Raw genomic sequence first — 25769 nt, forward strand, 5'->3', positions numbered from 1 at the left:
ACGTGAGCACCGACGACCTTCCCCTCGCCCCGACCGGCGGCTGCGGTGACGGCTGCGCCTGCGGCGCCGAGGGCGACGAGGAATACCTGGAGTGCGGGCTCGACCCCGCGCTCGCCGAGCTGCTGGCCGCCGCCGGGCTCGACCCGGTCGAGGTCGAGGACATCGCCAACGTGGCCGTCCAGGAGGACCTGGACGGCGGCGTGGACGTGACGACCGTCGCGACCATCCCCGAGGAGGCGGTGGCCACCGCCGACCTCACCGCGCGTGAGGCCGGTGTCGTGGCCGGCCTGCGGGTCGCCGAGGCCGTGCTCTCCGTGGTCTGCACGGACGAGTTCGAGGTCGAGCGGCACGTGGAGGACGGCGACCGGATCGAGGCCGGGCAGAAGCTGCTGTCGGTCACCACACGCACGCGTGACCTGCTCACCGGAGAGCGCAGCGCGCTGAACATCCTGTGCCGGCTGTCCGGCATCGCGACCGCCACGCGCGCGTGGGCGGACGCGCTGGAGGGCACCGGGGCGCGCGTGCGGGACACCCGCAAGACGACCCCGGGCCTGCGCTCGCTGGAGAAGTTCGCCGTCCGCTGCGGCGGGGGCCTCAACCACCGCATGTCGCTCTCGGACGCGGCCCTGGTGAAGGACAACCACGTGGTCGCCGCCGGCGGCGTCGCGCAGGCCTTCGAGGCCGTACGGGAGGCGTTCCCGGAGGTGCCCATCGAGGTCGAGGTCGACACCCTGCACCAGCTGCGCGAGGTCGTGGACGCGGGCGCCGACCTCATCCTGCTGGACAACTTCACGCCCGGCGAGTGCGAGGAGGCCGTCGCCATCGCCGGCGGCCGGGCGCTGCTGGAGGCCTCCGGCCGGCTGACGCTCGCCAACGCGCGCGCGTACGCCGAGACCGGCGTGGACTTCCTGGCCGTCGGCGCGCTCACCCACTCCTCGCCGATCCTGGACATCGGCCTGGACCTGCGCGAGGCGGAGTAACGGCCATGCTGCTCACGATCGACGTCGGCAACACGCACACCGTTCTCGGCCTGTTCGACGGCGAGGACATCGTCGAGCACTGGCGCATCTCCACGGACGCGCGCCGCACGGCGGACGAGCTGGCGGTGCTGCTCCAGGGCCTGATGGGCATGCACCCGCTGCTCGGCGACGAGCTGGGCGACGGCATCGACGGCATCGCGATCTGCGCGACCGTCCCGTCGGTGCTGCACGAGCTGCGCGAGGTCACCCGGCGGTACTACGGCGACGTTCCCGCCGTGCTGGTCGAGCCGGGCGTGAAGACGGGCGTGCCGATCCTCACCGACAACCCCAAGGAGGTCGGCGCGGACCGGATCATCAACGCGGTCGCGGCCGTCGAGCTGTACGGCGGCCCGGCGATCGTCGTCGACTTCGGTACGGCGACCACGTTCGACGCGGTCTCCGCGCGCGGGGAGTACGTCGGCGGTGTCATCGCGCCCGGTATCGAGATCTCCGTGGAGGCGCTCGGGGTCAAGGGCGCGCAGCTGCGCAAGATCGAGGTGGCCCGGCCGCGCAGCGTGATCGGCAAGAACACGGTCGAGGCCATGCAGTCGGGCATCGTCTACGGGTTCGCCGGGCAGGTCGACGGGGTGGTCGGCCGGATGGCGCGGGAGCTGGCCGGCGACCCGGACGACGTCACAGTGATCGCCACGGGCGGGCTCGCGCCGATGGTGCTGGGGGAGTCCTCGGTGATCGACGAGCACCAGCCGTGGCTGACGCTGATCGGGCTGCGGCTGGTGTACGAGCGGAACGTGTCGCGGCTGTGAGGCGCGGCCGGTGCCCTGGGGGGTGCCGGCCCCGCGCGTGACCCCGGACGGGGGAAACCGGCAGCGACACGCGCCGGAACAACGTTCCGATCCGTCACTTTTGTCCGATTAGCGATAGCGTCGCCGCATGCCCACGCCATACGGATCCCGCGGCGGCATGGCGTTCGGCGCGGAGGAGCTGCGTGTGCTCCGTCGCGCCCTCGCCCTCGCCCTCCACCCCGGCCACGCCTCCGCCGAGGACGTGCAGGACTGCTTCCGCCTCGCCGAGTCGCTCGACGAGGCGATGTGCGAAGGGTCCAGACTGCGCGCTTTCCTGGTGGCCGACCTGGGCCGGTACCGGGCCGCGCTGCCGGGCACCGCCGCCGGCTACCTCGCCCTTCTGGAGGAGGTCCTCGGCACCGGGTACCGGCCCGTGCCGGACGACCTCGCCGCGCTGCGGGCACTGCGCGGGAACCCGGTGGCGGCGGCGCTGCTGGACCGCTGCCGGGCGCTGGCCGAGCAGGACGTGCGGGCCCGGTTCGCCCAGGGCGCCCGCAAGGTGCCGGCGCCCGCCGTGCCGTCCGCGCGGACGCGTCTGCTGGCCCTCGCGGGCGGTGCGGGAGAGCCGGGCGCGCGGAGCGCGGCGACGCGGGCCGACGAGCCCGCCACGCCCGCGCCGGAGGAACCCGCGCCGAAGCCCGCCCCCGCCCCCGGTGAGCGGCCCGCGCCCCAGACGCCGAAGCGGCCCGTCCCCACGCCGGGAGAGGTCTTCCCGCGCCGCAAGCCGGCGGAACCCCGGGAGCTGGCCACGGGCTGACACCACCGTCCGGCCCCCGCCGCCCGTGCCACGGCGCGCTGAGGGAGCCCACCCCGCGCCGGTCCGGCCGGGATCCGTGGCTACCCTGGTGGCATGGACTACGTCTCCGCGCTCGTGCCCCCGGTCGTCATGGCCGCATTCTTCGTCGGTGTGGTCAGGGTGATCGTGAAGACCCAGGGCGGGGCCGCCAAGGCCAAGGAGGACGCGGCCGTCGACGCCGCCCTCGCGCGCGTGGAGAGTGCGCGCCAGGCCCCCGCCGCCGGCGACGCCTGAGCGACGGGCTCCTCTCCGCCCGAGGTGCCGGCCCACCGGCGTGCGCCCTGCCGTACGTACACCGGTGGGCGCCCCTGCGCGGCGCCCGCCCGGGCGTACGGCCTCCCCGCGCCCTGCGCAGCCTTCCGGGCCGTACGCCCTTTTTGTGCGCGTTTGCTGTCCTAGCGCACGTCCGGCACGCCATTGCCGGGATCTCCCACTATTGTTCTGAGCTGTGCCTCGCCCATTGGGAGAACTCGAAGACGCGGTCATGACGCGGGTGTGGAAGTGGAACCGCCCGGTGACCGTTCGGGAAGTCCTGGAAGACCTACAGCAGGAACGGTCGATCGCGTACACCACCGTGATGACCGTTCTGGACAATCTCCATCAGAAGGGCTGGGTCCGCCGTGAGGCGGAAGGACGGGCCTATCGATATGAGGCCGTGTCGACACGAGCCGCCTACGCCGCCGCCCTCATGAACGACGCCTGGTCGCAGAGCGACAACCCGGCCGCCGCTCTCGTCGCCTTCTTCGGGATGATGAGTGACGAACAGCGTCAGGCCCTCCGGGACGCCGTACGCATCGTCCAGGGACCGGAAGAAACCCGGCAGGCTTCCGAAGACCGCCGGCAGGAGAACCCCGGCTCGGCAGAGGGGACGGACGGGCGATAGCGTCCGTTCATGCCAGCAGAGCGTCCCGAAGTCCCCGCAAAAGCCCTGACCGTCCGGCGGGCCCGGACCAGCGATGTCCCCGCCCTGCGCCACCTCCTCGACGCCTACGTCCGTGACCGCATCCTGCTCGACAAAGCCATGGTCACCCTTTACGAGGACATCCAGGAGTTCTGGGTCGCCGAACGCGACGACAACGCCGAGGTGGTCGGCTGCGGAGCGCTGCACGTCATGTGGGAGGACCTCGCCGAAGTCCGCACTCTCGCGGTGAAGCCCGGCCTGAGGGGTTCCGGCGTCGGTCACCGGGTGCTGGAGAAGCTGCTCCAGACCGCACGCTGGCTCGGCGTTCGCCGGGTTTTCTGCCTGACCTTCGAAGTGGACTTCTTCGGGAAGCACGGCTTCGTCGAGATCGGGGAGACACCGGTCGACACCGATGTCTACGCCGAGCTGTTGCGCTCCTATGACGAGGGCGTCGCGGAGTTCCTCGGTCTCGAACGAGTGAAGCCGAACACCTTGGGCAACAGCCGGATGCTTCTGCATCTGTGATCGTCTTTGCCCCGGGTCCTATGTCCGAAACGCACATGTTTCCGTGCGGTGGCGGTCCACTGAGGCACTCCCGGGGGTTTGTGTTTTTCCGGCAAAAGCGGTTTGCTTTCCGACGTAACGCAGTACTGCATATAACAGGGGCGGCGAAACGGCGGACGCCGCACACCCCTGGTCCTCAACGTTATCGATGAAAGGAAAAGCGGTGGCACAGAAGGTTCAGGTCCTTCTTGTCGACGACCTCGACGGCGGCGAGGCGGACGAGACCGTCACGTTCGCGCTGGACGGCAAGACGTACGAGATCGATCTCACGACTGCCAATGCGGACAAGCTGCGCGGTCTTCTCGACCCCTATGTCAAGGGTGGCCGTCGTACCGGGGGCCGTGCCTCCGGTGGACGTGGAAAGGCACGCGCCGCTTCCGGCGGCAACCAGGACACCGCGGCGATCCGCGCCTGGGCGAAGGAGAACGGTTACGAGGTCAACGACCGCGGCCGCGTTCCGGCGTCCATCCGCGAGGCCTACGAGAAGGCCAACGGCTGATTCCGCCCGGAAACGGCCGGCCCGGCGCACAAGCGCCGCAGCCGGACCCGGTGACACTGTGCTGCCACCGTGTCCAGCAGTCGTACGAGATCGGGGGCGCTCGTCCCGCGCCCGACGGCCGGCATGGCCGGCAGCAAGGCCTCGACCCCGCGTCCCGGCCCAGGGGGCCGCAGCCACACGGCGGCCCCCTGCACGGTTCCCGCCCGTCCTGACGTGACGGCTCCCGCGGGCGGCGGCGGGGCCTCCACCGTGCCGCCCGCGCCCAGCAGGCGCAGGTCCAGCGGCACGGCACCCCACTCCAGCCAGTCCAGCACCCCGGGCACCTCCTCCGCGCTGCCCGCGGCCAGCAGCAGCTCCATCCGGTCGCCGCGCACGGCCACCGGAGAACCGGGCGCGAGCCGCCGGAGCGCCTGCGCGCCCGCCTCCGCCGGCACGTCCAGCACGTCGAACCGCACCCCCGTGCGCAGCCGCAGCGGCTCTCCGGGCACTGTCGGCCAGCCCAGATCGTTCTCGTACCAGTGCCGGGCCGGAGCGTCCGGCACTGCCGGACCGAGGGGCTCACGGGGAAGGGGGAACGCGGACGGGACGAGGACCGAGCCAGCCATACCTGTGCAACCGCGTCGGAGGCCCCCGGGTTACGCTGGGTGCCCGGTCGGCTGCGCCGAGTGCCGGGAACGGGGGCGCGTGGGGGTCCGGGGAGGCGCGAGGTTGTTCGCCCATAGCGGAGCGAACCGGTGCCCGCGGCATGGACTGTCAGTGCCCGCGGGTAAGACATGCCTAGTGGGAGGGGGCGACACGCAGAACGGGCTGTCTCACGTTCGCCATCGGCGTACTGGCGACTGGGGTAACTGCCTGGCCTGCGGGAACATCGTCTCGCACCATCGGGTTGGAGCAAGTGTCGGCGTTCGGGGTCAGGAGGCCATCGACGGTGTCGGCAGTTGGAATGAGCGGTCCCCGCTTGCGGGACTAAGCTGCGGAAGGACAGGGAGGGGAAGTTCCCCCCACTGCCTGACCGCTCTGAGGAGCGATTAACGATGTTCGAGAGGTTCACCGACCGCGCGCGGCGGGTTGTCGTCCTGGCTCAGGAAGAAGCCCGGATGCTCAACCACAACTACATCGGCACCGAGCACATCCTCCTGGGTCTCATCCACGAGGGCGAAGGTGTCGCCGCTAAGGCCCTGGAGAGCCTCGGCATTTCGCTTGAGGCGGTCCGCCAGCAGGTGGAGGAGATCATCGGGCAGGGTCAGCAGGCCCCGTCCGGGCACATCCCCTTCACTCCCCGTGCCAAGAAGGTCCTGGAGCTGTCGCTCCGCGAGGCGCTCCAGCTGGGTCACAACTACATCGGCACGGAGCACATCCTGCTCGGCCTGATCCGCGAGGGCGAGGGCGTCGCCGCCCAGGTCCTGGTCAAGCTGGGCGCAGACCTCAACCGGGTGCGGCAGCAGGTCATCCAGCTGCTCTCCGGTTACCAGGGCAAGGAGACCGCCACCGCCGGCGGCCCCGCCGAGGGCACCCCCTCGACCTCCCTCGTCCTGGACCAGTTCGGCCGGAACCTCACCCAGGCCGCTCGTGAGTCCAAGCTCGACCCGGTCATCGGGCGCGAGAAGGAGATCGAGCGGGTCATGCAGGTGCTGTCCCGCCGCACCAAGAACAACCCGGTGCTGATCGGTGAGCCCGGCGTCGGCAAGACCGCCGTCGTCGAGGGCCTCGCCCAGGCCATCGTCAAGGGCGAGGTGCCCGAGACCCTCAAGGACAAGCACCTCTACACCCTGGACCTCGGTGCCCTGGTCGCCGGCTCCCGCTACCGCGGTGACTTCGAGGAGCGCCTGAAGAAGGTCCTCAAGGAGATCCGCACCCGCGGCGACATCATCCTGTTCATCGACGAGCTGCACACGCTGGTCGGTGCGGGTGCCGCCGAGGGCGCCATCGACGCCGCCTCCATCCTGAAGCCGATGCTGGCCCGCGGTGAGCTCCAGACCATCGGTGCGACCACCCTGGACGAGTACCGCAAGCACCTGGAGAAGGACGCCGCCCTCGAGCGCCGCTTCCAGCCCATCCAGGTCGCCGAGCCGTCCCTGCCGCACACGATCGAGATCCTCAAGGGTCTGCGCGACCGGTACGAGGCGCACCACCGCGTCTCCATCACGGACGAGGCCCTGGTCCAGGCCGCCACTCTGGCCGACCGGTACATCTCGGACCGCTTCCTGCCCGACAAGGCGATCGACCTGATCGACGAGGCCGGCTCGCGGATGCGCATCCGCCGGATGACCGCGCCGCCGGACCTGCGCGAGTTCGACGAGAAGATCGCCGGCGTCCGCCGGGACAAGGAGTCCGCGATCGACTCGCAGGACTTCGAGAAGGCCGCCTCCCTGCGCGACAAGGAGAAGCAGCTCCTCGCCGCCAAGGCCAAGCGGGAGAAGGAGTGGAAGGCCGGCGACATGGACGTCGTCGCCGAGGTCGACGGCGAGCTGATCGCCGAGGTCCTCGCCACGGCCACCGGCATCCCGGTCTTCAAGCTGACCGAGGAGGAGTCCAGCCGCCTGCTCCGCATGGAGGACGAGCTCCACAAGCGGGTCATCGGCCAGGTCGACGCCGTCAAGGCGCTGTCGAAGGCGATCCGCCGTACGCGTGCCGGTCTGAAGGACCCCAAGCGTCCGGGTGGCTCGTTCATCTTCGCCGGCCCGTCCGGTGTCGGTAAGACCGAGCTGTCCAAGGCGCTCGCCGAGTTCCTCTTCGGTGACGAGGACGCGCTGATCTCCCTCGACATGTCGGAGTTCAGCGAGAAGCACACGGTGTCGCGTCTCTTCGGTTCGCCTCCCGGCTACGTGGGCTACGAAGAGGGCGGCCAGCTGACCGAGAAGGTCCGCCGCAAGCCGTTCTCCGTCGTCCTCTTCGACGAGGTCGAGAAGGCCCACCCGGACATCTTCAACTCGCTGCTCCAGATCCTGGAGGACGGTCGCCTGACCGACTCCCAGGGCCGGGTCGTGGACTTCAAGAACACGGTCATCATCATGACGACCAACCTCGGCACCCGGGACATCTCCAAGGGCTTCAACCTCGGCTTCGCGGCCTCGGGTGACACGAAGACCAACTACGAGCGCATGAAGAACAAGGTCTCGGACGAGCTGAAGCAGCACTTCCGGCCCGAGTTCCTCAACCGTGTGGACGACGTCGTCGTCTTCCCGCAGCTCACGCAGGCCGACATCCTGCGGATCGTCGACCTGATGGTCGGCAAGGTCGACGAGCGCCTGAAGGACCGGGACATGGGCCTCGAGCTCTCCCAGCCCGCCAAGGAGCTGCTGGCCAAGAAGGGCTACGACCCGGTGCTGGGCGCGCGTCCGCTGCGTCGCACGATCCAGCGCGAGATCGAGGACACGCTGTCGGAGAAGATCCTCTTCGGCGAGCTGCGTCCCGGTCACATCGTGGTCGTGGACACCGAGGGCGAGGGCGACACCCAGATCTTCACCTTCCGGGGTGAGGAGAAGTCGCCGCTGCCCGACGTCCCGCCGATCGAGCAGGCGGCCGGCGGTGCCGGACCGAACCTGAGCAAGGACGCATAAGCGTCCGGCGGACAGACCGACCGAAGGGGCCGGTGCCTGCGGGCACCGGCCCCTTCCGGCTCTCCCGGGTCAGCCCACCATGACTTCGGCCCGAGGGAAGAAGCCGGCGTAACGGGCGGGGGACGCACCAGGTCCCGGACGCGTGATCAGGACGACCGAGCGCACGTGCGGGAACCGTGCCGCCGCAGCGGCGAGCCCCACGGAGTCCTCGATCCCGGACAGCACCAACGCCTTCACGAAGGGTAGTTCGGGCACGAGGTCGAAGCTGTCCGCGCTGCTCAGATCGAGGCTGAGCGTGCGCACGCCCGGCCAGTTCTCCAGCCCGCGAAGTCCCGTGCCCGCGATGCTTCCGCGGCCCAGGTGGAGGGATTCCAGGGGTGCGTCGACCGGCAGGCTGTCGGTCAGGGCGGTGCCCGGCAGGCGGACGCCCGTCACCGAGAGACTGGTGAGCGACCGCAGGGAACCGAGGCCCGTCACATCGCCGATGTGGGAGAGGACCAGGCTGGTCAGGGGCAGGGCGGCCAGGTGGTGCAGACCCGTCGCGGCCGGGCACGCGGCCAGGTGGAGGTCGCTCAGCGAGCCGAAAGCCGACAGAGCCGCGCAGTCCGTGAGGAGGTCGTTCGTCATCAGGCGCAGTGTCGTCACCTGCTCGGTGGCGGGCAGGGCGGCCACGATGTCCTCGACGAGGTGCGGGCCCGCGAAGTGGAGGCGGCGCCAGGGGCGCATCCGTGCCAGGCAGTCCCGTTGGTCCACGCTCTCGCAGGTCAGCAACAGATCCGTCCGGTCCAGACGGTCCAGAACCTCGCTCGCGTACTCGTCGGCGTCGAACCGTCCCCAGGTCCCGACCAACTGCCGTCGCACACCCAGGTCCGGATGGTCACGGAACCGCCGCAGGACCGCCAGCGCCGTCTCGGGCTCCTCCTCCCCGAGGAGAGAGGCGGTGACCGTCACCCCCCGCGCCTGCTCGGCGGTCAGCCCCGCCGGTCCCGGCAGCAGTTCCAGCACCAGGGGCCCGGCCTCCGCGAGCACCCGCGCCTCCTCCGTCGTACCCGGCGGGACCAACACCCCCGCCCGTGCCTCCACCTCCGCCCGCACCCCCGGATCCAGAGCCGCCGCGTGTTCCAGACACGCCAGTGCCAGCAACGTGAGCCGGGGAGTGTCCGCAGCCAGCAACTGCCGCAGCAAGGTCGACCGTTCCCGTGGCCGGGCGTGCGCGACCGCCATGCGGATGACGTCCTCCCACTGGGTGTCGTCCGCGTGGCTGACCAGGACGTCCAGGTGGCCTTCCGCCACGGCACACCGGGCGCCGAGGTAGTCCTGGAAGGTCCGGTGCACGAAGTCCACCACGCCGGGGGCGGGCTGACGCAGCAGACCGCTCCGCAGCAGCAGGTCACGCAGCACCGCCGCCGCGTCCCCGTGCGCCGAGGCGACCGAGGGCAGACAGCGCTCCACGATCCCCTCGGCCATGTCGGTGTCCATTTCCGTACGGCCGCTCAGCACCAACGCGTACGCCAGCCGCTGGAGCAGCTCCAGCTGCACTTCCTCGCTCAGCTCGGACTCCATGCCCCGCTCCCGGTCCCGGCGGGTGAGGAGCATCGCGAGGGCGGCGTCGTACAGCTCCTTGCGGCCGGTGGGGAGGTAGCCGCGGCGCTCCCGGTGCAGGGCGCAGATCAGGCCGCACATCAACGGATTGGTGGCCAGCCGGGCCAGGTCCCGCTTGGTGCGCAGCGAGTCCAGCAGCGGACCCTCGTACTCCGGTGCCCGCGCCGCCTCGTGCCAGCGCCGGACGAAGGTCGCGACCTCCGGGCGGCGCATCGGGGCCAGGGTCAGTTCACCGAAGCCCTCCTGAGCCAGCCAGTCGGCTCGTACGGCGGTCGGCCGGGAGGTCAGCAGCCAGGCGTTGCCGGGATAGGCGGTGAGCAGGGAGCGCAGCCAGTCGCGGGTGCGGTGGCGGTCGGCGGCCGGGATCTCGTCCAGGCCGTCCAGGAGGACCAGGCCCCGGCCGGCCGTCAGCACCCGGTCGGTCCAGCCCTCCGGCGGGGTCAGCGGGCAGCTCACCGCTCTGAGGAAGTCGGCCGGCGCGGGCAGCGGGCCGGTGCGGATCAGGGTGCGCAGCGGGAGGACGTACGGGACGCGGTCGGCGTCGCGGGCCGCGGTGACCGCGAGCCACTGCACCAGCGTGGTCTTGCCGGAGCCGGCGTCGCCGCGCAGCAGCACGCGGGAGCCGCCGGCCAGGGCCTCTTCGGCGGGCAGCCGGCCGGTGGCCGGGAGCGGGTGCCCGCTGTCGTCCCGCACGGTGTCCTGTGCCGCCGTCACCTCCAGGCTCAGGTAGGCGACCTCCAGCGGCCAGCGGTCCGGGGAGTCGCGCAGATCGATGCCGTAGATGGTGATGTGGTTGTGCCGGTCGGCGACGTAGGGCAGGTAGCGGCGTTCGAAGGCGAGGTCCTGCGTGCCGGGGCGGGGCGTGCGGGCGATGAGTTCGTCGACCTTGGCGATCAGTTCCCGTTGGGTGTGGGTCTGCTCGACCAGGGTGCGGGCCACGAACGTGGAGCGGCGGGTGAAGAACTCCAGGATGTGCAGGCAGGCCCACTGGGTCGCCGAGTCCAGGAAGGCGGACGCGTCGGCGGACAGGCCGTCGGGCGGCGGAGCGTGGCGGCGCAGGTGCCGGGCGAGTTCCCGGCTGCCCAGGCGTACGGCCTGGACATCGTCCATGTCCAGGTCGCCCAGGGCGAGCAGCCGGCGGGTCAGCGTGTCGGTGACGGCCGTCTCCTCGTCGGCCGGGAAGGGCCGCTCACCCGGTGAGGCCGTGGCCTCCGCCGTCAGCCGGCCGGCCAGCCTGCGCACCTCCTTCTCGCCCAGGGTGCGCGTCTCGCCCCGGAAGGACACGAGCGCGGACAGGCGTACCGGTCTCCCGACCAGTCCCGCGCCCGGTCCGTCCGGGCGGAACAGCTTCTTCACCAGCGGGCCCATCAGGCTCGACGCCAGTTTCCCGCCCAGTACCGCCGGCTCCATCCGCCACCCCCGTCGCGTGCGTCGTACGGAGGGAGCCTAGCCAGCACGGTCGCCGTCTGTTACGACAACTGTCCGTCGTAGTCGGGGAGTTTGAAGGTCTTCTCGGCGTGGCCGCCGGAGAGGTCGGTGGCGCTGTTGCCGATGTTCGCGATGATCGTGTAGCCGTCGTTCTCGATGCCCGCGCGCTGGGCGGTCTTGTAGGCGGCGACGTCCTTGAAGAGGTCGAAGAGGCCGCGGACGTGGAGGCCGGCGACGTGGTAGCCGTCGTGTTCGAGGTTGTACTCGGTGGGCCAGTACAGGATGCCGGGGCGGGCGGTGACGAAGAACAGGGAGACGCCGTGGTCCTGGGCGTACCGGGCGACGTCCAGGACGGGGCTGTTGGCCGGCTGGGGGTAGCTGAAGCCGAAGTCGGTCTCGAGCGCGGTGTTGTCGATGTCCAGGACGACGGCCTGCTTCTCGCCGGGCCGGGCGGCGGCGATGCGCTGCTCCAGGTACGGCAGGGCCTGGTCCATGACCGTCCGGCAGTCCTTCTGCCAGGTGGCGTGGTCGACCGCCGCGGCGGCGGAGCCGGCCGTGGTCCCCGCGGCGCCGGCGGCCTGGGCCGGGGCAGCGAGCGCGACCAGCGCGGCCAGGGAGACGGTGGTCACGGAGACGGGGCGCGCCCAGGGGCGTCGGGTCATCGGGGGGTCCTCTCACGTCCGTACGCGTGTCCGTACGCGTCCTGAGTGTCAGGGGCATGATCTGATCCGGGGATGGCGCGAGGGGAACCGTAGGGTTACCGGACGGTAGGTGCCTAGAGGCCTGCGTCACATTTCCGTGTCTGCCGATCGAGGTGGCCGGTGATAAGGCGCACAGGCGGTATACGGCCTACTAAGGCGGCTAGTGAACGTAAATAAGAGGATAAAGGGGACATTTACCCCTCAGGGTTCGGACGGAAAAGTACGTCGTCAGCAGGGGTGGCCAGGACTGGCGAGGTCTGTCAAGAAGTAGATGATTTTGCGGTTATCTACTACCAGTCGCCGTAGATGGGCGTTTTGGGGACTTCCGCAGTGCTCGGTTACCAAGGGATGGCCGCCCGGTCGGACGTCTGTACGCCGGGTGGACCAAACGTCCCCGACTCCACGAGGTACCGATGTTCCAGCGCGTCACGTCCCGCTCTTCCCGTACGTCCTCGCTCCGCACCCGCGTGGCCGTCCTGGCTGCCGGCCTCGGTGCCACGGCCGTGCTGGGTACCGGGGTCGCGTCCGCCGCCACGCCGTCCGCCGCCTCCTGGATCGACCCGGTGAAGTCGTACACGCTCTCCGCGAGCTTCGCCCAGGCCGGCAGCCACTGGGTGGCCAAGCACAGCGGTCAGGACTTCGCCGTGCCGACCGGCACCGAGGTCATGGCCGCGCACGGCGGCACCGTCGTCAAGGCCGGCCCCAACGGCGCCGGTGACGGCCCGGCCTACGGCAACGCCATCGTCATCAAGCACGGCAACGGCACGTACTCGCAGTACGCGCACCTGTCCCGGATCGACGTCAGGATCGGTCAGGTCGTCGCGACCGGCCAGCACATCGCCCTGTCGGGCTCCACCGGCAACTCCACCGGGCCGCACCTGCACTTCGAGATCCGTACGACCCCGAACTACGGCTCCGCCGTCGACCCGGTCGCCTTCCTGCACGCCAAGGGCGTCTCCGTCTGAGCTACTCCGTCCCGTGGGCGCCCCGGTGCGCCTGCGTGACCAGGTCCAGGGCGACTTCGAGAACGGCCTCGCGCTTCTTCCCGGAGTCGCCTTCCAGGTCCTGCATCACGAACATCCCCGCGTGCAGCGTGAACATCGCGCTGACGCAGCGGACCTGTTCCACGAGCGGCGCCTCGGGGTCGATGATGATGTCCCGGAGGCCGCGCAGCCGGTCCTTGAAGGTGTCGCCGATGCGCAGTTCGCGCACGGTCGCCTGGTTCTCCTGCATGAAGCGGAAGAGCGGTTCCGCGCCCGCCAGCGCCTCGCTGTAGCGCCGTACGATCTCCCGCTTGGTCACCAGCGTGTGCGGCTGCTGCCTGCCCCACTCGATGAGGTCCTCGATCGGATGCGTCAGATCCTCGAAGAGGCTGACGATGATCTCTTCCTTCGTCTTGAAGTGGTAGTACAGAGCCGCCTTGGTGACGTCGAGGCGCTCGGCGATCTCGCGCAGGGAGGTCTTCTCGTATCCCTGCTCCGCGAAGAGTGCGAGCGCGACGTCCTGGATGCGCTGGCGGGTGTTGCCGCGGCGCTGCTGCTTGGTGCCGTCCATGGTGACGCCCATCCTCGTACTCCTCGCGCTCCCGCGGAAACTTACTTGACGACCGGCTAGTGACAGGTCTACTTTTTCAGTGTACTGAACTAGCCGGGCGGCAAGTAAGTAGCTGCCGCAGGGGGAGTGGACGAGGATGGCGGACGCGGTCGAAAGTGTCACAGAGGGCAAACAGCCCCGAAGCGTGCGAGTGGTGCTGCTCGCACTGATGATCGCGATGATGCTCGCGATGCTGGACAACATGATCGTGGGCACGGCGATGCCGACGATCGTGGGCGATCTGGGCGGCCTGGAGCACCTGTCCTGGGTCGTCACCGGATACACCCTGGCCACCGCGGCCTCGACCCCGGTCTGGGGCAAGCTCGGTGACATGTACGGCCGCAAGGGCGCGTTCCTCAGCTCGATCGTGATCTTCCTGGTCGGCTCCGCACTGAGCGGCATGGCCCAGGACATGGGCCAGCTGATCGGCTTCCGGGCCGTGCAGGGTCTCGGCGCCGGCGGCCTGATGGTCGGCGTCATGGCCATCATCGGCGACCTCGTGCCGCCGCGGGAGCGGGGCAAGTACCAGGGCATGATGGCCGGCGTCATGGCGCTCGCCATGATCGGCGGTCCGCTGGTCGGCGGCACCATCACCGACAACTGGGGCTGGCGCTGGGCCTTCTACATCAACCTGCCGCTCGGCGCGGTCGCCCTCGCGCTGGTCACCGCCGTGCTGCACCTGCCCAGGAAGCGGTCCAAGGCGGGTATCGACTACCTCGGCGTCGTCCTGCTGACCGTGGGCATCACCTCCATCGTGCTGGTCACCACCTGGGGCGGAAGCGAGTACGCCTGGACCTCCGCGCGGATCATGGAACTGATCGGCATCGGGGTGGCCACGCTGGTCGGGTTCGTGTTCTGGCAGACCAAGGCCGCCGAGCCGGTGGTGCCGCTGCACATCTTCCGGAGCCGCAACTTCACCCTGATGTCGCTGATCGGCTTCATCACCGGCTTCGTGATGTTCGGCGCCACCCTGTTCCTGCCGCTGTACCAGCAGGCGGTGCAGGGCGCCTCCGCGACCAACTCCGGTCTGCTGCTCCTGCCCATGCTCGGCGCGATGCTGGTGACCTCGATGGTCGCCGGACGGGTCACCACCGGCAGCGGCCGGTACAAGGTCTTCCCGATCGTCGGCGGCGCGCTGATGATCGTCGGACTGTACTTGCTGTCGCTGATGGACACGGGCACCACCCGCCTCACCTCCGGCCTCTACATGGCGGTGCTCGGCGCCGGCATGGGCTGCCTGATGCAGATCACCATGCTGGTCGCGCAGAACAGCGTGGAGATGAAGGACATGGGCGTGGCGTCCTCCTCCACCACCCTGTTCCGCACCCTCGGCTCCTCCTTCGGCGTCGCCATCATGGGCGCGCTGTTCAACCACCGGGTCCAGGACGTCATGTCCGAGCGGGCCGGCGCGCTGGGCTCGAAGCTCACCGAGAAGTCGGCGCAGCTGGACGCGGCGAGCCTGGCCAAGCTGCCGGCGGACGCCCGGGAGGCCTACCAGCACGCGGTGTCCCAGGGAACGCACTCCGCGTTCCTGCTCGGCGCCGGGATCGCGGTGCTGGTGCTGGCCGCGGCCCTGTTCGTCAAGGAGGTCCCGCTCAAGGGCGGGCCGCAGAAGCCCTCCGCCGACGGCGGGGACACGGTGCCGGCGGCCATGGTCGAGACCGTCTGACGTCCGCACGCGCACGAAGGCCCCGGGGCGACCGCCTCCGGGGCCTTCGACGTGTACGCGCATCCACCGGTCGGGGCGGCCCCGGAACACCTGATCCGAACCGCCCGGTCCGCGCCCGGCACACGGGCGCACCGGGCGGGCCCGGCGGACACTGCGCGGGGCGCCCCCGACGCTGCCGCTCCCCGCTCGGCAGGCCGCCCCGCCGTCCGGCGGCGGTCGGCCCCGTGGTCACTTGCCGAGGGGGCGCGGCAGCATCGGATAGCTTCCCGTGCTGGTCGGAGCGTGTTCGGGGAGCCAGAGGACGGCCACCGCGCCCTCCGAGGGAAGGTGGGCGGGGGCGCCCGCCGGCCGTACGTTGCGGAACGTCAGCCGGGCGCCGAGCACCCGTGCCTGGCCGGCCGCGATGGTCAGCCCCAGCCCGTGCCCCTGCCCGGCGCGGTCCTCGCTGCCGGTGCGGAACCGGCTCGGCCCCTCGGCGAGCAGTTCCTCGGGAAACCCGGGGCCGTGGTCGCGGACCCGGATGACCCGGCCCTCCACGGTGACCTCGATGGGCGGGCGGCCGTGCCGGGCGGCGTTGGCGAGCAGGTTGAACAGCACCCGCTCCAGCCGCCGCGGGTCGGTGGTGACCTCCGACTCGTGCACCACCCGTACGGTGATGTCCGGGTTCTTGGCGGCCACCCGGCGGGCGACGAACTCGCCCAGCATGAGGTCCTGGAGCTCCGCCCGCTCCGAGGCCCCGTCCAGACGGGCCACCTCCAGGACGTCCTCCACCAGCGTGCGCATCGCCTTCGCCCGGTCCAGGACCAGCTCGGTGAGCCGGCCGGGCGGCAGCAGCTCCGCGGCCGTCAGCAGGCCGGTGACCGGGGTGCGCAGTTCGTGCGCGATGTCGGCGGTGACCCGCCGCTCGGCCTCCAGGCGCTGCTGGAGCGCGTCCGCCATGGCGTCCACCGCGCGAGCGAGATCGTCGGTCTCGTCCCGTACGACCCCGCCGATGGCCTCCCGCACCCGGACCTCGGTCTCGCCCTTGGCGACCCGGTTCGCGGCGGCCGCCGCCTTGCGCAACCGGCGGGAGAGCTGGCCGCCGATCAGCACGCCCAGCGCGCTGCCGCCGAGCACGACCGCGACCGAGCCGATCACGAGGGCCTGGTCCAGGTCCTTCATGACGTTGCTGCTGCGGTCCGGCAGATGCAGGTGCACGGACAGCACGTGCCCGTTCTTCACCGGCACGGCCGCCCAGATGTCCGGCGACCCGCCGTGCTCGGAGACGTCGCTGGCCCGGCGGCCCCGCTCGACCTTCTCGCGCAGCGCGGCCGGCAGATCCGGGTCATCGGTCTTGACGTGGGGGAAGATCGGCCCCCGGTTCAGCTCGTAGTTGCGCTGGGCCAGCAGGAGGCGCTCGTTGGCCAGTTCGCGCGCGTTGTCCAGCATCGAGACGCGGGCCGCGTTGTGCACGACCAGGCTCAGCACGATCGCCACCAGGCCGGCCACCAGCGCGATCGCCGCGCTCAGCTTCCATCTCAGCCCGGTGCGCAGGCCCGCGCGCTCCATGCGCCGGACCGGGTACCGAAGAATCCCCCGCATACCGTCGCTCCGCTCAGGCCTTCAGCTTGTAACCGAAGCCGCGGACCGTCTCGATCCGGTCCTGGCCGATCTTCTGCCGCAGCCGCTGCACGTGCACGTCGACGACCCGGGTGTCCCCGCCCCAGCCGTACTCCCACACCCGTTCCAGCAGCTTGTCCCGGGAGAGCACGGTGCCCGGCGCGGAGGAGAACTCCAGCAGCAGCCGCATCTCGGTCGGGGTCAGCGCCACCGGCTGCCCGGCCCGGCGCACCTCCATGCCGTCGGTGTCGATGTACAGGTCCCCGAAGGCCAGCGGGCCGCCCTCGACGGCGGCCTCCGGATCCCCGGCCTGGGCACCGCCGGCGTGCCCGAAGCGGCGCAGCACCGCACGGATCCGGGCGACGAGGACGGCACCGTCGAACGGCTTGGTGACGTAGTCGTCGGCGCCCGCCTCCAGACCGAGGACGACGTCGATGGAGTCGGCGCGCGCCGACAGCATGATCACCGGCACGGTCGACTCGTCGCGGATACGGCGGCACAGGCTGACACCGTCCAGACCCGGGACCATGACGTCCAGCAGCGCGATGTCGGGCCGGTCCGCCCGGAACGCGGCCAGGCCCGACAGGCCGTCGGGCATGGCGGTGACCGCGAAGCCGTCCCGCTCCAGGGCGAGCTGGGTGGCCTCGCGGATGACGTCGTCGTCCTCGACGAACAGGACGTGGGTCTGGTCTGCCATCCCGGTGTTCTCAGTCCTCGTGGTGTGCGTGTGGGCGGTCAGTTGTCCGGCGCGGGCGTCGGGCCCCCGCCGGCGGACTTGCTGTACTCGTTGCGGGTGGGCTTGCCCTGGACGAACCGTCCCGCCCGCCACGTGTAGGGGGTCACGATCTCACCGGACGGGCTGGAGATCGGGTCGCCCTGCTCGTAGTACTGCCGGGTCACCGACAGAACGCCCTGGTCGATCTCCGCGTAGACCGGGGACTCCTCGCTCTTGAAGACGTTCGTGAACGCGCCGCCGTCCTCCCGGTACACGTACGCGCCGACACCGACCGCGTCGGCGCAGGTCAGCACGTTGACGACGACGTCGTCCACCGGGCCGCCGGTCAGGTTGCCGTACGAGACGTCGACCGGGTACTCGTCGCCGTCGCACGGTTTCAGCTCCCGCTTGACCGCCCCCGACACCTCGGGATCGTGGTTGAGCAGCGCGACGGGATCGACCCGCCGGTACTTCCCGGACGGGCTGGGGGCGGGGGAGGCGACGGCTCCCGCCATCGCCGAGGCGTGCGCCGGGCCCTCGTCCCGCGCGCCCGTGCCCCCGCTGCCGCACGCGGCGGCGAAAAGGGCGAGGGCGGCGAGCACGGCCCCCACCGTGATCACCGCCTGTGTACTGCCTCGGACCCGGTCGGGTCCGGCCCCGGTCAGGCCGCGCAACGCTCCCGCTCCTCACGCTCCAGCGCGCGTGCGTCCAGATCGCGGGCCTCCAGCTCCTCACGGAGCCGGGCGAGCGCCCGGTGCAGCGTGCTCTTGACCGTACCGGCCGACATGCCGAGGGCAGCGGCCGTCTCCTCTGTGGACATCTGCTCCCAGTGTCGCAGCACCACGACACTGCGCTGCTTCGGAGCGAGCACCTTCATGATGTCCATCAGCAGGGCCCGGTCGGCGTGCTGCTCGGTGGAGTCCTCCACGGAGGCGTCCGGGAGCTGCTCGGTCGGGACCTCCTCCAGCTTGCGCGCACGCCACCACTCGGTCCGCGTATTGATCATGACCCGGCGCAGATAGGCGTCGGCGAGCCGCTTGTCGGCGATGCCCTCCCAGCGGCCGTACGTCCGTACCAGCGCGGTCTGGAGCAGGTCCTGGGCGTCGACGGGGTCCGGCACCAGTCGCCGCGCACTGCGCAGCAGTGCGTCCTGCCGGGTACGGACGTACTCCTCGAATTCGAGCACCTCGCCCTGCGCCATGATCAACCGCCTCCGTTCCCCGTCGTCCTCCGGGCCGCTGCCCGAAGTTCTGCCGTTCCTCGTGTCCGGTGGTCCGCCGGGCACGGACAAGAAGCTACGGAGCGGTTGTCACGGGGCTGTGCGGTCCAGCCTGCGGCTGGCAATCGGCTATCCGTCGGTTGTGTAACGAAAGCCGGAACGGGGTAAAGAGGGCGGCTCACTTGCCCTTTTTGCGGGCTTTTGACCGATGTGCAATGTCGTAACGGACGCCCGTGGGCTGTGACATGCCTGTGCGTCAGCCCAGCGGCAGCCGGTACAGGCCCCCAGCCAACGGCTCCACCAGACCGTCCGCGACCAGCCCGTCGAGCGCGCGGGCCCGTTGCACCGGCTCGTGCCACACCCGGTCGAGCGCCCCCTGTGGCACCGGCGCGTGCGCCTCCCGCAGCACGGCCAGCAGCTTGCCGCGCACCTGCCGGTCGGTACCGGCGTACGTCTGCCCGCGGCGCGGCGGTCCCGTGTGCTCCGGCTTGCCCGCGAGCCGCCAGGCGCACCGCTCGGCGATCGGACACCGCTGGCATCCCTCGTTCTTCGCCGTGCACACCAGCGCGCCCAGCTCCATGGAGGCGGCGGCCCACCGGGCGGCGGTCCGCTCGTCCTCCGGCAGCAGCTCCCGGGCCAGCCGCCGCTCGGCGGCCGTGGTGGCGTTCGGCGGGTACCGCACGCCCGTCACCGCCCGCGCCAGGACCCGGCGCACATTGGTGTCCAGCACCGCGTGCCGCTGTCCGTACGCGAACGACGCCACCGCGGCGGCCGTGTACTCACCGATGCCGGGCAGCGCGAGCAGCTGCGCGTGGTCCGTCGGTACGTCCCCGCCGTGCCGTTCCGTTATGGCGACCGCGGCACCGTGCAGGCGCAGGGCGCGGCGCGGGTAGCCGAGCCGGCCCCAGGCGCGCACCGCCTCGCCCGGTGCCTCCTTGGCCAGGTCGGCGGGGCGCGGCCAGCGGGTCAGCCATTCCTCGTAGACGGGCAGTACCCGGTTCACCGGCGTCTGCTGGAGCATGAACTCGCTCACCATCACCCCCCACGGCCCCGCCTCCGGGCGGCGCCAGGGGAGGTCGCGGGCGTGGGCGTCGAACCAGGTGATCACGGGGGCGTGGAGCATCTCAGTCATGGCCTTCCGATCCTGCCACGGGTGGGCGGACATGGGGGGTGACGGCGCGGTCACCGAGCGTGGCGCACTGGGAAGAACCGCGCCGGTGGCGGCAGTTACCGGAATGATGATCCGGAAAAGTTCGTGGGCGCGCGGCGGGTGGCGCGAGCAAGCGCGTTGATCTCTCGTACAGTTTGGGCCGTGGGATCTCTGCGCAATCCGGTCGGGCCGCTTCCCTCCTCCATCTACTGGCGTCGGAGGGCCGTAATGCTGTCCGTGATCGCCCTGTTGGTGCTGGTGGTCACGTTGATCGTCACGCTCGGCGGCGGGGGCGGCAAGAAGGACACCGACGGGTCCGACGGCAAGAACCCCGCGCACACGATCACGCCCGGACCGTCCGACTCCGGGCCCGCCTACAGCCAACACCCCGGCGGGCGCGACGAGTCGGGGGGCGGCGACTCCGGCGGCACCGGGTCGGGGTCCGGCACCGGTTCCGGGTCCGGCGACGGGTCCGGTACGGGTTCCGGCGGGGACGGCGGCTCGGACGGGTCGGCTGACGGCTCCGCCGGGTCCGGCGGTGGCGCGGGTCCCGGCTCGGCCGGCGGGCACGTGGGAACGGGCGACGCCCTCCCGGCGTCCTCCTCGCTGCCCGACTGCACGGACCGGGCGGTGCGGTTGAGCCTGCGCAGTGTGCACAACTCCTACTCGCCGGACCAGACGCCGACGTTCGAACTCACCGCGAAGAACAGCTCGTCCGCCGACTGCAAGACCGATCTCGGCCCGAAGAAGGCGGTGTTGACGATCACGCCGGCCGACAAGGACGCCGCCTACTGGTCGTCGGCCGACTGCCCCGACGGCGCGGGCAGCCTGGTGTTCCGGGTGCCCGCGGGCAAGAGCGTGACGTACACCGTGAAGTGGGACCGCAAGCCGAGCGCCCCGCACTGCGCGACGCCCTCCGCGGGCTCGGCCGAGGCGGGCACGTACCTGCTGGAGGCGAAGGCCCCGGGGTTCGCGAAGGCGCAGGCCTCGTTCGTACTGTCCGCGGACTAGGCTCCGCGGACCGGGCGCCGCCGGCTTGGGGCCGGGTCCGGGCCCAACACCGGCGGAGGCGCTTCCACGGGGCGCGGGGAGCGGGAACCCACGGGGAACCGTGCGGGCGCGGGCGGCCACGGCGGGCGTGCGGCCGGTGCCGGACCGGCCGGCCACGGGCCGGGTAACGACGGGCCGGGTGGCCGCAGGCCGTGCCGGCCGTGGGTCGGGCGGCGAGGGGCCGGGTGGCCGCGGGCCGGGTAGCGAGGGGCCGGCCGGTCGGCCGTGGGGCGGGCCGGATCTCAGACGTAGCGCTCGAGGATCGAGGACTCCGCCAGGCGGGACAGACCCTCCCGCACGCTCCTCGCCCGGGCCTCACCGACGCCGTCGACCGTTTGCAGGTCGTCGACACTCGCGGCCAGCAGCTTCTGGAGACCACCGAAGTGCTCCACCAGGCGGTCGATGATCGCGCCGGGCAGGCGCGGAACCTTGGCCAGCAGCCGGAAGCCGCGCGGCGACACCGCGGAGTCCAGGGTCTCGGGGGAGCCGGTGTAGCCCAAGGCCTTTGCCACGGTGCCCAGTTCGAGCAGTTCCGCGTGGCTGAGGGCGTCCAGCTCGGCCAGGGCCTCCGCGACCGTACGGGACCGCTTCGCCGTCGGCTCGGGCACGTAGTCCCGGACGACCAGCTCACGGTCGGGTTCGACCCCGGCGATCAACTCCTCCAGCTGGAGCGAGAGAAGACGACCGTCCGTGCCCAGCTCGACCACGTACTCGGCGATCTCGGTGGCGATGCGGCGGACCATCTCCAGGCGCTGCGCGACGGCCGACACGTCCCGGACCGTCACCAGGTCCTCGATCTCCAGGGCCGACAGCGTGCCCGCGACCTCGTCCAGCCGGAGCTTGTACCGCTCCAGCGTGGCCAGCGCCTGGTTGGCGCGGGAGAGGATCGCCGCCGAGTCCTCCAGGACGCGCCGCTGGCCGTCCACGTACAGGGCGATCAGCCGCATCGACTGGGAGACGGAGACCACGGGGAAACCGACCTGCTTGCTCACCCGGTCCGCCGTGCGGTGCCGGGTGCCCGTCTCCTCCGTGGGGATCGTCGGATCCGGGAGCAGCTGGACGCCCGCGCGCAGGATCTTCGACAGGTCCGAGGAGAGCACGATGCCGCCGTCGAGCTTGCACAGTTCCCGCAGCCGGGTCGCGGTGAACTCGACGTCCAGCACGAACCCGCCCGTGCACATCGCCTCGACCGTCTTGTCGGAGCCGAGCAGGATGAGCCCGCCGGTGTTGCCGCGCAGGACGCGTTCGAGGCCGTCCCGCAAGGGGGTGCCGGGTGCCACGGCGCTCAACGAGGCGCGCATCAGGCCGTCGGAACCGGCACTCCCACCGGACTTGCCGGGAGCTGATGCCCGGTCGTTGGCTGCCACTGCACTCCTCCGGTCGCGGGGTCTGGGGCGCTCCCGTTCCGGCACGCGGTTCGTACGGACGGGCGAGACCTGCGCAAAGTCTACCGGCGCTCCTCCGCCTCCCGTGGGGCCTCTCGGCGACGCGAGCGCGGCAGCACCCGCAGCGCGTCCCCCATGTCGGCGACTTCCACGACCTTCATGCCCGCCGGGACCTTGCCGGGATCGGTCGGTACGAGCGCGTGCGTGAAGCCCAGCCGGTGCGCCTCGGACAGCCTGCGCTGCACGCCCGTGACCCGTCTGACCTCGCCCGCGAGCCCGACCTCGCCGATGGCGACCAGGTTCTTCGGCAGCGGGGTGTCGCTGGCGGCGGAGGCGAGGGCGAGGGCGATGGCCAGGTCGGCGGCCGGCTCCGACAGCTTCACGCCGCCGACCGTCGCCGAGTAGATGTCCCGCTTGCCGAGGGCGCTGATCCGGCCGCGCTGCTCCAGGACGGCCAGCATCATCGACACCCGCGAGGTCTCCAGACCGGACGTCGTCCGGCGCGGGGAGGGGATCTGGGAGTCGACGGTCAGTGCCTGCACCTCGGCCACCAGCGGGCGGCGGCCCTCCAGGGTGACGGTCAGGCAGGTGCCCGGGACCGGCTCGGCCCGGCGGGTCAGGAACAGGCCGCTCGGGTCGGCGAGGCCCACGATGCCCTCGTCGTGCAGCTCGAAGCAGCCCACCTCGTCCGTCGCTCCGTAGCGGTTCTTCACCCCGCGGACCAGGCGCAGGCGCGCGTGCCGGTCGCCCTCGAAGTGCAGGACGACGTCCACCAGGTGTTCGAGGAGCCGGGGGCCGGCGATGGCGCCGTCCTTGGTGACGTGTCCCACGAGCAGGGTGGACATCCCGCGCTCCTTGGAGGCGCGGATCAGGGCGCCGGCGACCTCCCGGACCTGGGCCATGCCGCCGGGCGCACCCTCGATCTCCGGGGAGGCGACCGTCTGCACCGAGTCGAGGATCAGCAGGGACGGCTTCAGCTCGTCCAGATGGCCGAGGACGGCGGACAGGTCGGTCTCCGCGGTCAGATACAGGTCGTCGGCGAGCGCGCCGATGCGGTCCGCGCGCAGCCGCACCTGGCTCGCCGACTCCTCGCCGGTCACGTAGAGGGTGCGGTGCTCGGGGCTCGCGGCCTTGGCGGCCACGTCCAGCAGCAGGGTGGACTTGCCGACGCCGGGCTCACCGGCGAGCAGCACGACCGCGCCGGGGACGAGGCCCCCGCCGAGCACCCGGTCCAGCTCCGGCACGCCGGTCGAGCGGGCGGTGGCCTGCCGGCCGTCGACCTGGCCGATGGGCAGCGCGGAGGTGGTGACGCGGCCCGGCGCGGTCGTCCGGACCGCGGGCGCGCCGTACTCCTCGACCGTGCCCCAGGTCTGGCACTCGGGGCAGCGGCCGAGCCACTTGGCCGTCTGCCAGCCGCACTCGGTGCAGCGGTAGGACGGGCGGTCCTTGGTGGTCTTGGTACGGGCAGCCATGCGGAAACCGTAGCTCGCGGCACTGACAACGGGGCCACGGACGGGATCGCGGACGGGACGGAGGGGGCGCACGTGGGGCCGCGGCCGGCGGTCGACGGGCCGGTCCCGGCCGGCGCCCGGGGGGATCGAGCGGCGGAAGAAAGGGGCACTGTCCCCTTTTGAGGGATCGTTTCACCCGTACGAAGTAAAAGAGCTCAAGGATCCGGAAGGGGCGCTCCGACGGCGCCTACGGTCGCACGGGTGATGAGCAGCAGCCCGGAGACCACCACCCGCACGACCGGCGCGCACAGGGCGCACCGGGAGTCGCGTGAGTCATGTGAGTCGCATGAGGCGCAGGAAGCGCGTCGAGAGGCGCGCGAGGCACGAGAGGCGCGCGACCGCGCCGCGGCGCGCGCCGTCGCGCAGCGCGCGCCGGAGCGTTACGAGCCGTACCTGGACGGTCTGTTCACCTACTGCCTGTCCGTCCTGTGCGACCACGACGCGGCCACCGCCGCCCTCGGTGACGTCCTCGCCCTGGCCGAACGGCGCGCGCACCGAGGCCCCGAGGCCGTCGGCGACCGCAGGGCCTGGCTGTACGCGCTGGCCCGCTGGGCGTGCCTGCGCAAGCTGGCCGAGGCCAAGCGGAGCCGTCAGGCCACGCACGCGGTGGGCCGCGCCGGAGCCGGGAAGGGAACGGGGAACGGCACAGAGCCGGCCGTCGCCCCGGAGGACCGGGAACGGCGGCGCCGCGAGCTGGCCCTGCTGGCCTGGCCGGAGGCGGCCGGCACCACCCCCGAGCAGCGTGAGGCCCTGGAACTCGCGGTCCGCCACCATCTCGCCGCCCACGAGGTGGCCGCCGTCGTCGGTATGGAACCGGCCGCCGCGCGGGAGCTGCTCGCCTCCGCGGCCTGCGAGGTCGAGCGCACCGGCGCGGCCCTGGCCGTGGTCCGGGCCGGCGACTGTCCGAGCGTCGCCCACCTCACCGGCGACAGCCAGATGGTGCTCAGTACGGTCGTGCGCCGCGAGCTCGTCCGGCACGTCGACGACTGTCCGCGCTGCCGCCGCACCGCCGAGCGCACCGCCCCCGGCCGCTGGCCCGGCGCCACGGTCACCCCGGCCGAGCTGCCCGTCCTGGAGGCCCCGCGCGCGGATCTCCGCACGGCCCTCGCACGCCACCCACGCGCGCGGGGCGCGGCCCTGCCGCGCTTCGACCGGCGCGGCTTCCCCATGGACCCCAAGGACCGCGCGGCCCGCCGCGACCGTCTCCGCGCGCGTGCCGTCACCACGACGGTGGTCGCCACGGTCGTCGCCGCGCCCGTCCTCGCCCTCTGGGCCGCCTACCGGGGCGGGCCGGCCGGGGACGACGACGGCCGCTCCGCGACCGCGCACGAGGCCCAGGGCCCCGACGTGCCCGGCGGCGACCCGGCCGGCGGTTACGAGAACGCGGGCCACGCCGGCGTGAAGCCGGGCGCCCGGCACGGCGAGGACGGCAAGTCGGATGTCTCCGTGGAGGTCGTCGGCGTCGACGGAGCGGACGGCGAGGGCGCCGGCCGGCTCTCGGTCGGCGCCGCCACCGACGGCGACACGACGCTGATCACCCTCACGGCCTCCGGCGCCTCCGAGGTCCGCTGGTCGGTGTCCACACCGGCCGCCTGGCTCTACTTCAGCCGGTCCGCGGGAACCCTCCGGCCCGGCCGGACGTTCACGATCAAGGTGTACGTCGATCAGTTGCGCGAGCCGTCCGGGCACTGGCACGCGCGGGTGGCGGTGGCCCCGGCGGGCGCGGTGGTCTCCATCGACGGTTACGGCACGGCACCGAGCCGTCCGGCACCCCGGCCGTCCTCGACGCCCCCGTCACCGCCACCGGCCACACCTCCCGCCGAGCCCCCCACGACCCAGTCCCCACCCCCCGCCGACCCGACCCCCACCCCGACCACTCCACCCCCCACCGACCCCACACCCACGCCCCCCACCCCGACGGACACGGACCCCCCGAGCCCGGCCGGCACGTAGGACCGCCGTGGGCGGCGCCGACGTGGGGCCACGTCTCCGACCGGCCCGGGCC

Annotated in this window: 23 protein-coding genes; 12 read left to right on the plus strand and 11 right to left on the minus strand. The window is 71.9% G+C overall.

All coding sequences use genetic code 11. The features are described from left to right. Positions 1 to 2: 2 nt before the first annotated feature. The 7 genes from nadC to AB0F03_RS24765 all read left to right on the plus strand — a co-directional run bounded on the left by nadC (position 3) and on the right by AB0F03_RS24765 (position 4582). Positions 3 to 980 (plus strand): carboxylating nicotinate-nucleotide diphosphorylase, encoded by a 978-nt coding sequence (gene nadC / locus AB0F03_RS24735; RefSeq protein ID WP_361995623.1) that lies wholly within the window; start codon positions 3 to 5, stop codon positions 978 to 980. 5 nt (positions 981 to 985) lie between these two features. Further along, the gene (locus tag AB0F03_RS24740) at positions 986 to 1783 is read left to right on the plus strand and encodes a type III pantothenate kinase (protein ID WP_361995625.1); all 798 of its coding nucleotides are present in this window, start codon (positions 986 to 988) and stop codon (positions 1781 to 1783) included. Positions 1784 to 1940: 157 nt separating this feature from the next. Beyond that, positions 1941 to 2579, plus strand: coding sequence for a hypothetical protein (locus tag AB0F03_RS24745; RefSeq protein ID WP_361995698.1), 639 nt, complete (start codon positions 1941 to 1943; stop codon positions 2577 to 2579). Positions 2580 to 2672: 93 nt separating this feature from the next. Next, positions 2673 to 2852: a hypothetical protein gene (locus tag AB0F03_RS24750; RefSeq protein ID WP_361995627.1), complete on the plus strand. Its 180-nt coding sequence runs from the start codon at positions 2673 to 2675 to the stop codon at positions 2850 to 2852. A gap of 214 nt (positions 2853 to 3066) precedes the next feature. Next, positions 3067 to 3501, plus strand: a complete 435-nt coding sequence (locus AB0F03_RS24755) for a BlaI/MecI/CopY family transcriptional regulator (protein WP_356944098.1) — start codon at positions 3067 to 3069, stop codon at positions 3499 to 3501. Positions 3502 to 3510: 9 nt separating this feature from the next. Continuing rightward, positions 3511 to 4044 carry an amino-acid N-acetyltransferase gene (locus AB0F03_RS24760; RefSeq protein ID WP_356825660.1) on the plus strand — a complete coding sequence of 178 codons (534 nt, stop codon included), beginning with the start codon at positions 3511 to 3513 and terminating at the stop codon, positions 4042 to 4044. Positions 4045 to 4246: 202 nt separating this feature from the next. Next, positions 4247 to 4582 carry an Lsr2 family protein gene (locus AB0F03_RS24765; protein WP_030751806.1) on the plus strand — a complete coding sequence of 112 codons (336 nt, stop codon included), beginning with the start codon at positions 4247 to 4249 and terminating at the stop codon, positions 4580 to 4582. Here AB0F03_RS24765 and AB0F03_RS24770 read toward each other — a convergent pair. Further along, on the minus strand, positions 4561 to 5187 hold the full coding sequence (locus AB0F03_RS24770; RefSeq protein WP_361995629.1) for an SCO3374 family protein: 627 nt from the start codon (positions 5185 to 5187) through the stop codon (positions 4561 to 4563). The two genes, AB0F03_RS24765 and AB0F03_RS24770, sit on opposite strands and share 22 nt — an antisense overlap. Positions 5188 to 5616: 429 nt before the next feature. Between AB0F03_RS24770 and AB0F03_RS24775 the strand changes: the two genes are divergently transcribed. Next, entirely contained in the window at positions 5617 to 8142 is a 2526-nt protein-coding gene (locus AB0F03_RS24775; RefSeq protein WP_361995631.1) for an ATP-dependent Clp protease ATP-binding subunit, read from the plus strand. 69 nt (positions 8143 to 8211) lie between these two features. Here AB0F03_RS24775 and AB0F03_RS24780 read toward each other — a convergent pair whose 3' ends face one another. Together AB0F03_RS24780 and AB0F03_RS24785 are read right to left on the minus strand one after the other, a co-directional pair. Continuing rightward, the gene (locus AB0F03_RS24780) at positions 8212 to 11154 is read right to left on the minus strand and encodes an NACHT domain-containing protein (RefSeq protein WP_361995633.1); all 2943 of its coding nucleotides are present in this window, start codon (positions 11152 to 11154) and stop codon (positions 8212 to 8214) included. Between the two features lie 59 nt (positions 11155 to 11213). Next, positions 11214 to 11834, minus strand: coding sequence for an HAD family acid phosphatase (locus AB0F03_RS24785; protein ID WP_361995635.1), 621 nt, complete (start codon positions 11832 to 11834; stop codon positions 11214 to 11216). Positions 11835 to 12286: 452 nt separating this feature from the next. On the opposite strand from AB0F03_RS24785, the gene AB0F03_RS24790 reads away from it, so the two are divergent. Then, entirely contained in the window at positions 12287 to 12838 is a 552-nt protein-coding gene (locus AB0F03_RS24790; RefSeq protein ID WP_361995637.1) for a M23 family metallopeptidase, read from the plus strand. 1 nt (position 12839) lies between these two features. Here AB0F03_RS24790 and AB0F03_RS24795 read toward each other — a convergent pair whose 3' ends face one another. Next, a complete protein-coding gene (locus AB0F03_RS24795; protein ID WP_361995639.1) occupies positions 12840 to 13439 on the minus strand; it encodes a TetR/AcrR family transcriptional regulator in 600 nt (199 codons plus the stop codon). A 124-nt stretch (positions 13440 to 13563) separates the two neighbouring features. Here AB0F03_RS24795 and AB0F03_RS24800 point away from each other — a divergent pair, with 124 nt between their 5' ends. After that, entirely contained in the window at positions 13564 to 15135 is a 1572-nt protein-coding gene (locus AB0F03_RS24800; RefSeq protein ID WP_361995641.1) for an MDR family MFS transporter, read from the plus strand. A gap of 228 nt (positions 15136 to 15363) precedes the next feature. Here AB0F03_RS24800 and cseC read toward each other — a convergent pair whose 3' ends face one another. The 5 genes from cseC to AB0F03_RS24825 all read right to left on the minus strand — a co-directional run bounded on the left by cseC (position 15364) and on the right by AB0F03_RS24825 (position 19800). Next, a complete protein-coding gene (gene cseC, locus AB0F03_RS24805) occupies positions 15364 to 16716 on the minus strand; it encodes a two-component system sensor histidine kinase CseC (protein WP_361995643.1) in 1353 nt (450 codons plus the stop codon). 13 nt (positions 16717 to 16729) lie between these two features. After that, the gene (cseB, locus tag AB0F03_RS24810; protein ID WP_361995645.1) at positions 16730 to 17431 is read right to left on the minus strand and encodes a two-component system response regulator CseB; all 702 of its coding nucleotides are present in this window, start codon (positions 17429 to 17431) and stop codon (positions 16730 to 16732) included. A gap of 38 nt (positions 17432 to 17469) precedes the next feature. Further along, positions 17470 to 18123, minus strand: coding sequence for a hypothetical protein (locus tag AB0F03_RS24815; protein ID WP_361995647.1), 654 nt, complete (start codon positions 18121 to 18123; stop codon positions 17470 to 17472). Next, positions 18111 to 18650 (minus strand): SigE family RNA polymerase sigma factor, encoded by a 540-nt coding sequence (locus tag AB0F03_RS24820; RefSeq protein WP_030177423.1) that lies wholly within the window; start codon positions 18648 to 18650, stop codon positions 18111 to 18113. The genes AB0F03_RS24815 and AB0F03_RS24820 overlap by 13 nt, the downstream gene beginning before the upstream one ends. Positions 18651 to 18924: 274 nt before the next feature. After that, entirely contained in the window at positions 18925 to 19800 is an 876-nt protein-coding gene (locus AB0F03_RS24825) for an A/G-specific adenine glycosylase (RefSeq protein ID WP_361995649.1), read from the minus strand. Between the two features lie 180 nt (positions 19801 to 19980). Here AB0F03_RS24825 and AB0F03_RS24830 point away from each other — a divergent pair, with 180 nt between their 5' ends. Beyond that, positions 19981 to 20829, plus strand: coding sequence for a hypothetical protein (locus AB0F03_RS24830; protein WP_361995651.1), 849 nt, complete (start codon positions 19981 to 19983; stop codon positions 20827 to 20829). A 281-nt stretch (positions 20830 to 21110) separates the two neighbouring features. On the opposite strand, the gene disA is transcribed toward AB0F03_RS24830, so the two are convergent. Continuing rightward, complete coding sequence (gene disA, locus AB0F03_RS24835; protein ID WP_361995653.1) at positions 21111 to 22235, minus strand: DNA integrity scanning diadenylate cyclase DisA; 1125 nt, start codon at positions 22233 to 22235, stop codon at positions 21111 to 21113. An 80-nt stretch (positions 22236 to 22315) separates the two neighbouring features. Further along, complete coding sequence (radA, locus tag AB0F03_RS24840) at positions 22316 to 23725, minus strand: DNA repair protein RadA (RefSeq protein ID WP_361995655.1); 1410 nt, start codon at positions 23723 to 23725, stop codon at positions 22316 to 22318. 240 nt (positions 23726 to 23965) lie between these two features. Here radA and AB0F03_RS24845 point away from each other — a divergent pair, with 240 nt between their 5' ends. Continuing rightward, on the plus strand, positions 23966 to 25717 hold the full coding sequence (locus AB0F03_RS24845) for a hypothetical protein (RefSeq protein ID WP_361995657.1): 1752 nt from the start codon (positions 23966 to 23968) through the stop codon (positions 25715 to 25717). Positions 25718 to 25769: the final 52 nt, after the last annotated feature.

The sequence above is a fragment of the Streptomyces sp. NPDC028722 genome, assembly GCF_040637655.1.
Taxonomy (GTDB): domain Bacteria; phylum Actinomycetota; class Actinomycetes; order Streptomycetales; family Streptomycetaceae; genus Streptomyces.

Bases quoted from the DNA above. Each gene is read 5' to 3' on its own strand.
- AB0F03_RS24740 (WP_361995625.1), top strand. From the start codon at position 986: ATGCTGCTCACGATCGACGTCGGCAACACGCACACCGTTCTCGGCCTG.
- AB0F03_RS24745 (WP_361995698.1), top strand. From the start codon at position 1,941: ATGGCGTTCGGCGCGGAGGAGCTGCGTGTGCTCCGTCGCGCCCTCGCC.
- AB0F03_RS24750 (WP_361995627.1), top strand. From the start codon at position 2,673: ATGGACTACGTCTCCGCGCTCGTGCCCCCGGTCGTCATGGCCGCATTC.
- AB0F03_RS24760 (WP_356825660.1), top strand. From the start codon at position 3,511: ATGCCAGCAGAGCGTCCCGAAGTCCCCGCAAAAGCCCTGACCGTCCGG.
- AB0F03_RS24770 (WP_361995629.1), bottom strand. From the start codon at position 5,187: ATGGCTGGCTCGGTCCTCGTCCCGTCCGCGTTCCCCCTTCCCCGTGAG.
- AB0F03_RS24775 (WP_361995631.1), top strand. From the start codon at position 5,617: ATGTTCGAGAGGTTCACCGACCGCGCGCGGCGGGTTGTCGTCCTGGCT.
- AB0F03_RS24780 (WP_361995633.1), bottom strand. From the start codon at position 11,154: ATGGAGCCGGCGGTACTGGGCGGGAAACTGGCGTCGAGCCTGATGGGC.
- AB0F03_RS24785 (WP_361995635.1), bottom strand. From the start codon at position 11,834: ATGACCCGACGCCCCTGGGCGCGCCCCGTCTCCGTGACCACCGTCTCC.
- AB0F03_RS24790 (WP_361995637.1), top strand. From the start codon at position 12,287: ATGTTCCAGCGCGTCACGTCCCGCTCTTCCCGTACGTCCTCGCTCCGC.
- AB0F03_RS24795 (WP_361995639.1), bottom strand. From the start codon at position 13,439: ATGGGCGTCACCATGGACGGCACCAAGCAGCAGCGCCGCGGCAACACC.
- AB0F03_RS24800 (WP_361995641.1), top strand. From the start codon at position 13,564: ATGGCGGACGCGGTCGAAAGTGTCACAGAGGGCAAACAGCCCCGAAGC.
- cseC (WP_361995643.1), bottom strand. From the start codon at position 16,716: ATGCGGGGGATTCTTCGGTACCCGGTCCGGCGCATGGAGCGCGCGGGC.
- cseB (WP_361995645.1), bottom strand. From the start codon at position 17,431: ATGGCAGACCAGACCCACGTCCTGTTCGTCGAGGACGACGACGTCATC.
- AB0F03_RS24820 (WP_030177423.1), bottom strand. From the start codon at position 18,650: ATGGCGCAGGGCGAGGTGCTCGAATTCGAGGAGTACGTCCGTACCCGG.
- AB0F03_RS24825 (WP_361995649.1), bottom strand. From the start codon at position 19,800: ATGACTGAGATGCTCCACGCCCCCGTGATCACCTGGTTCGACGCCCAC.
- radA (WP_361995655.1), bottom strand. From the start codon at position 23,725: ATGGCTGCCCGTACCAAGACCACCAAGGACCGCCCGTCCTACCGCTGC.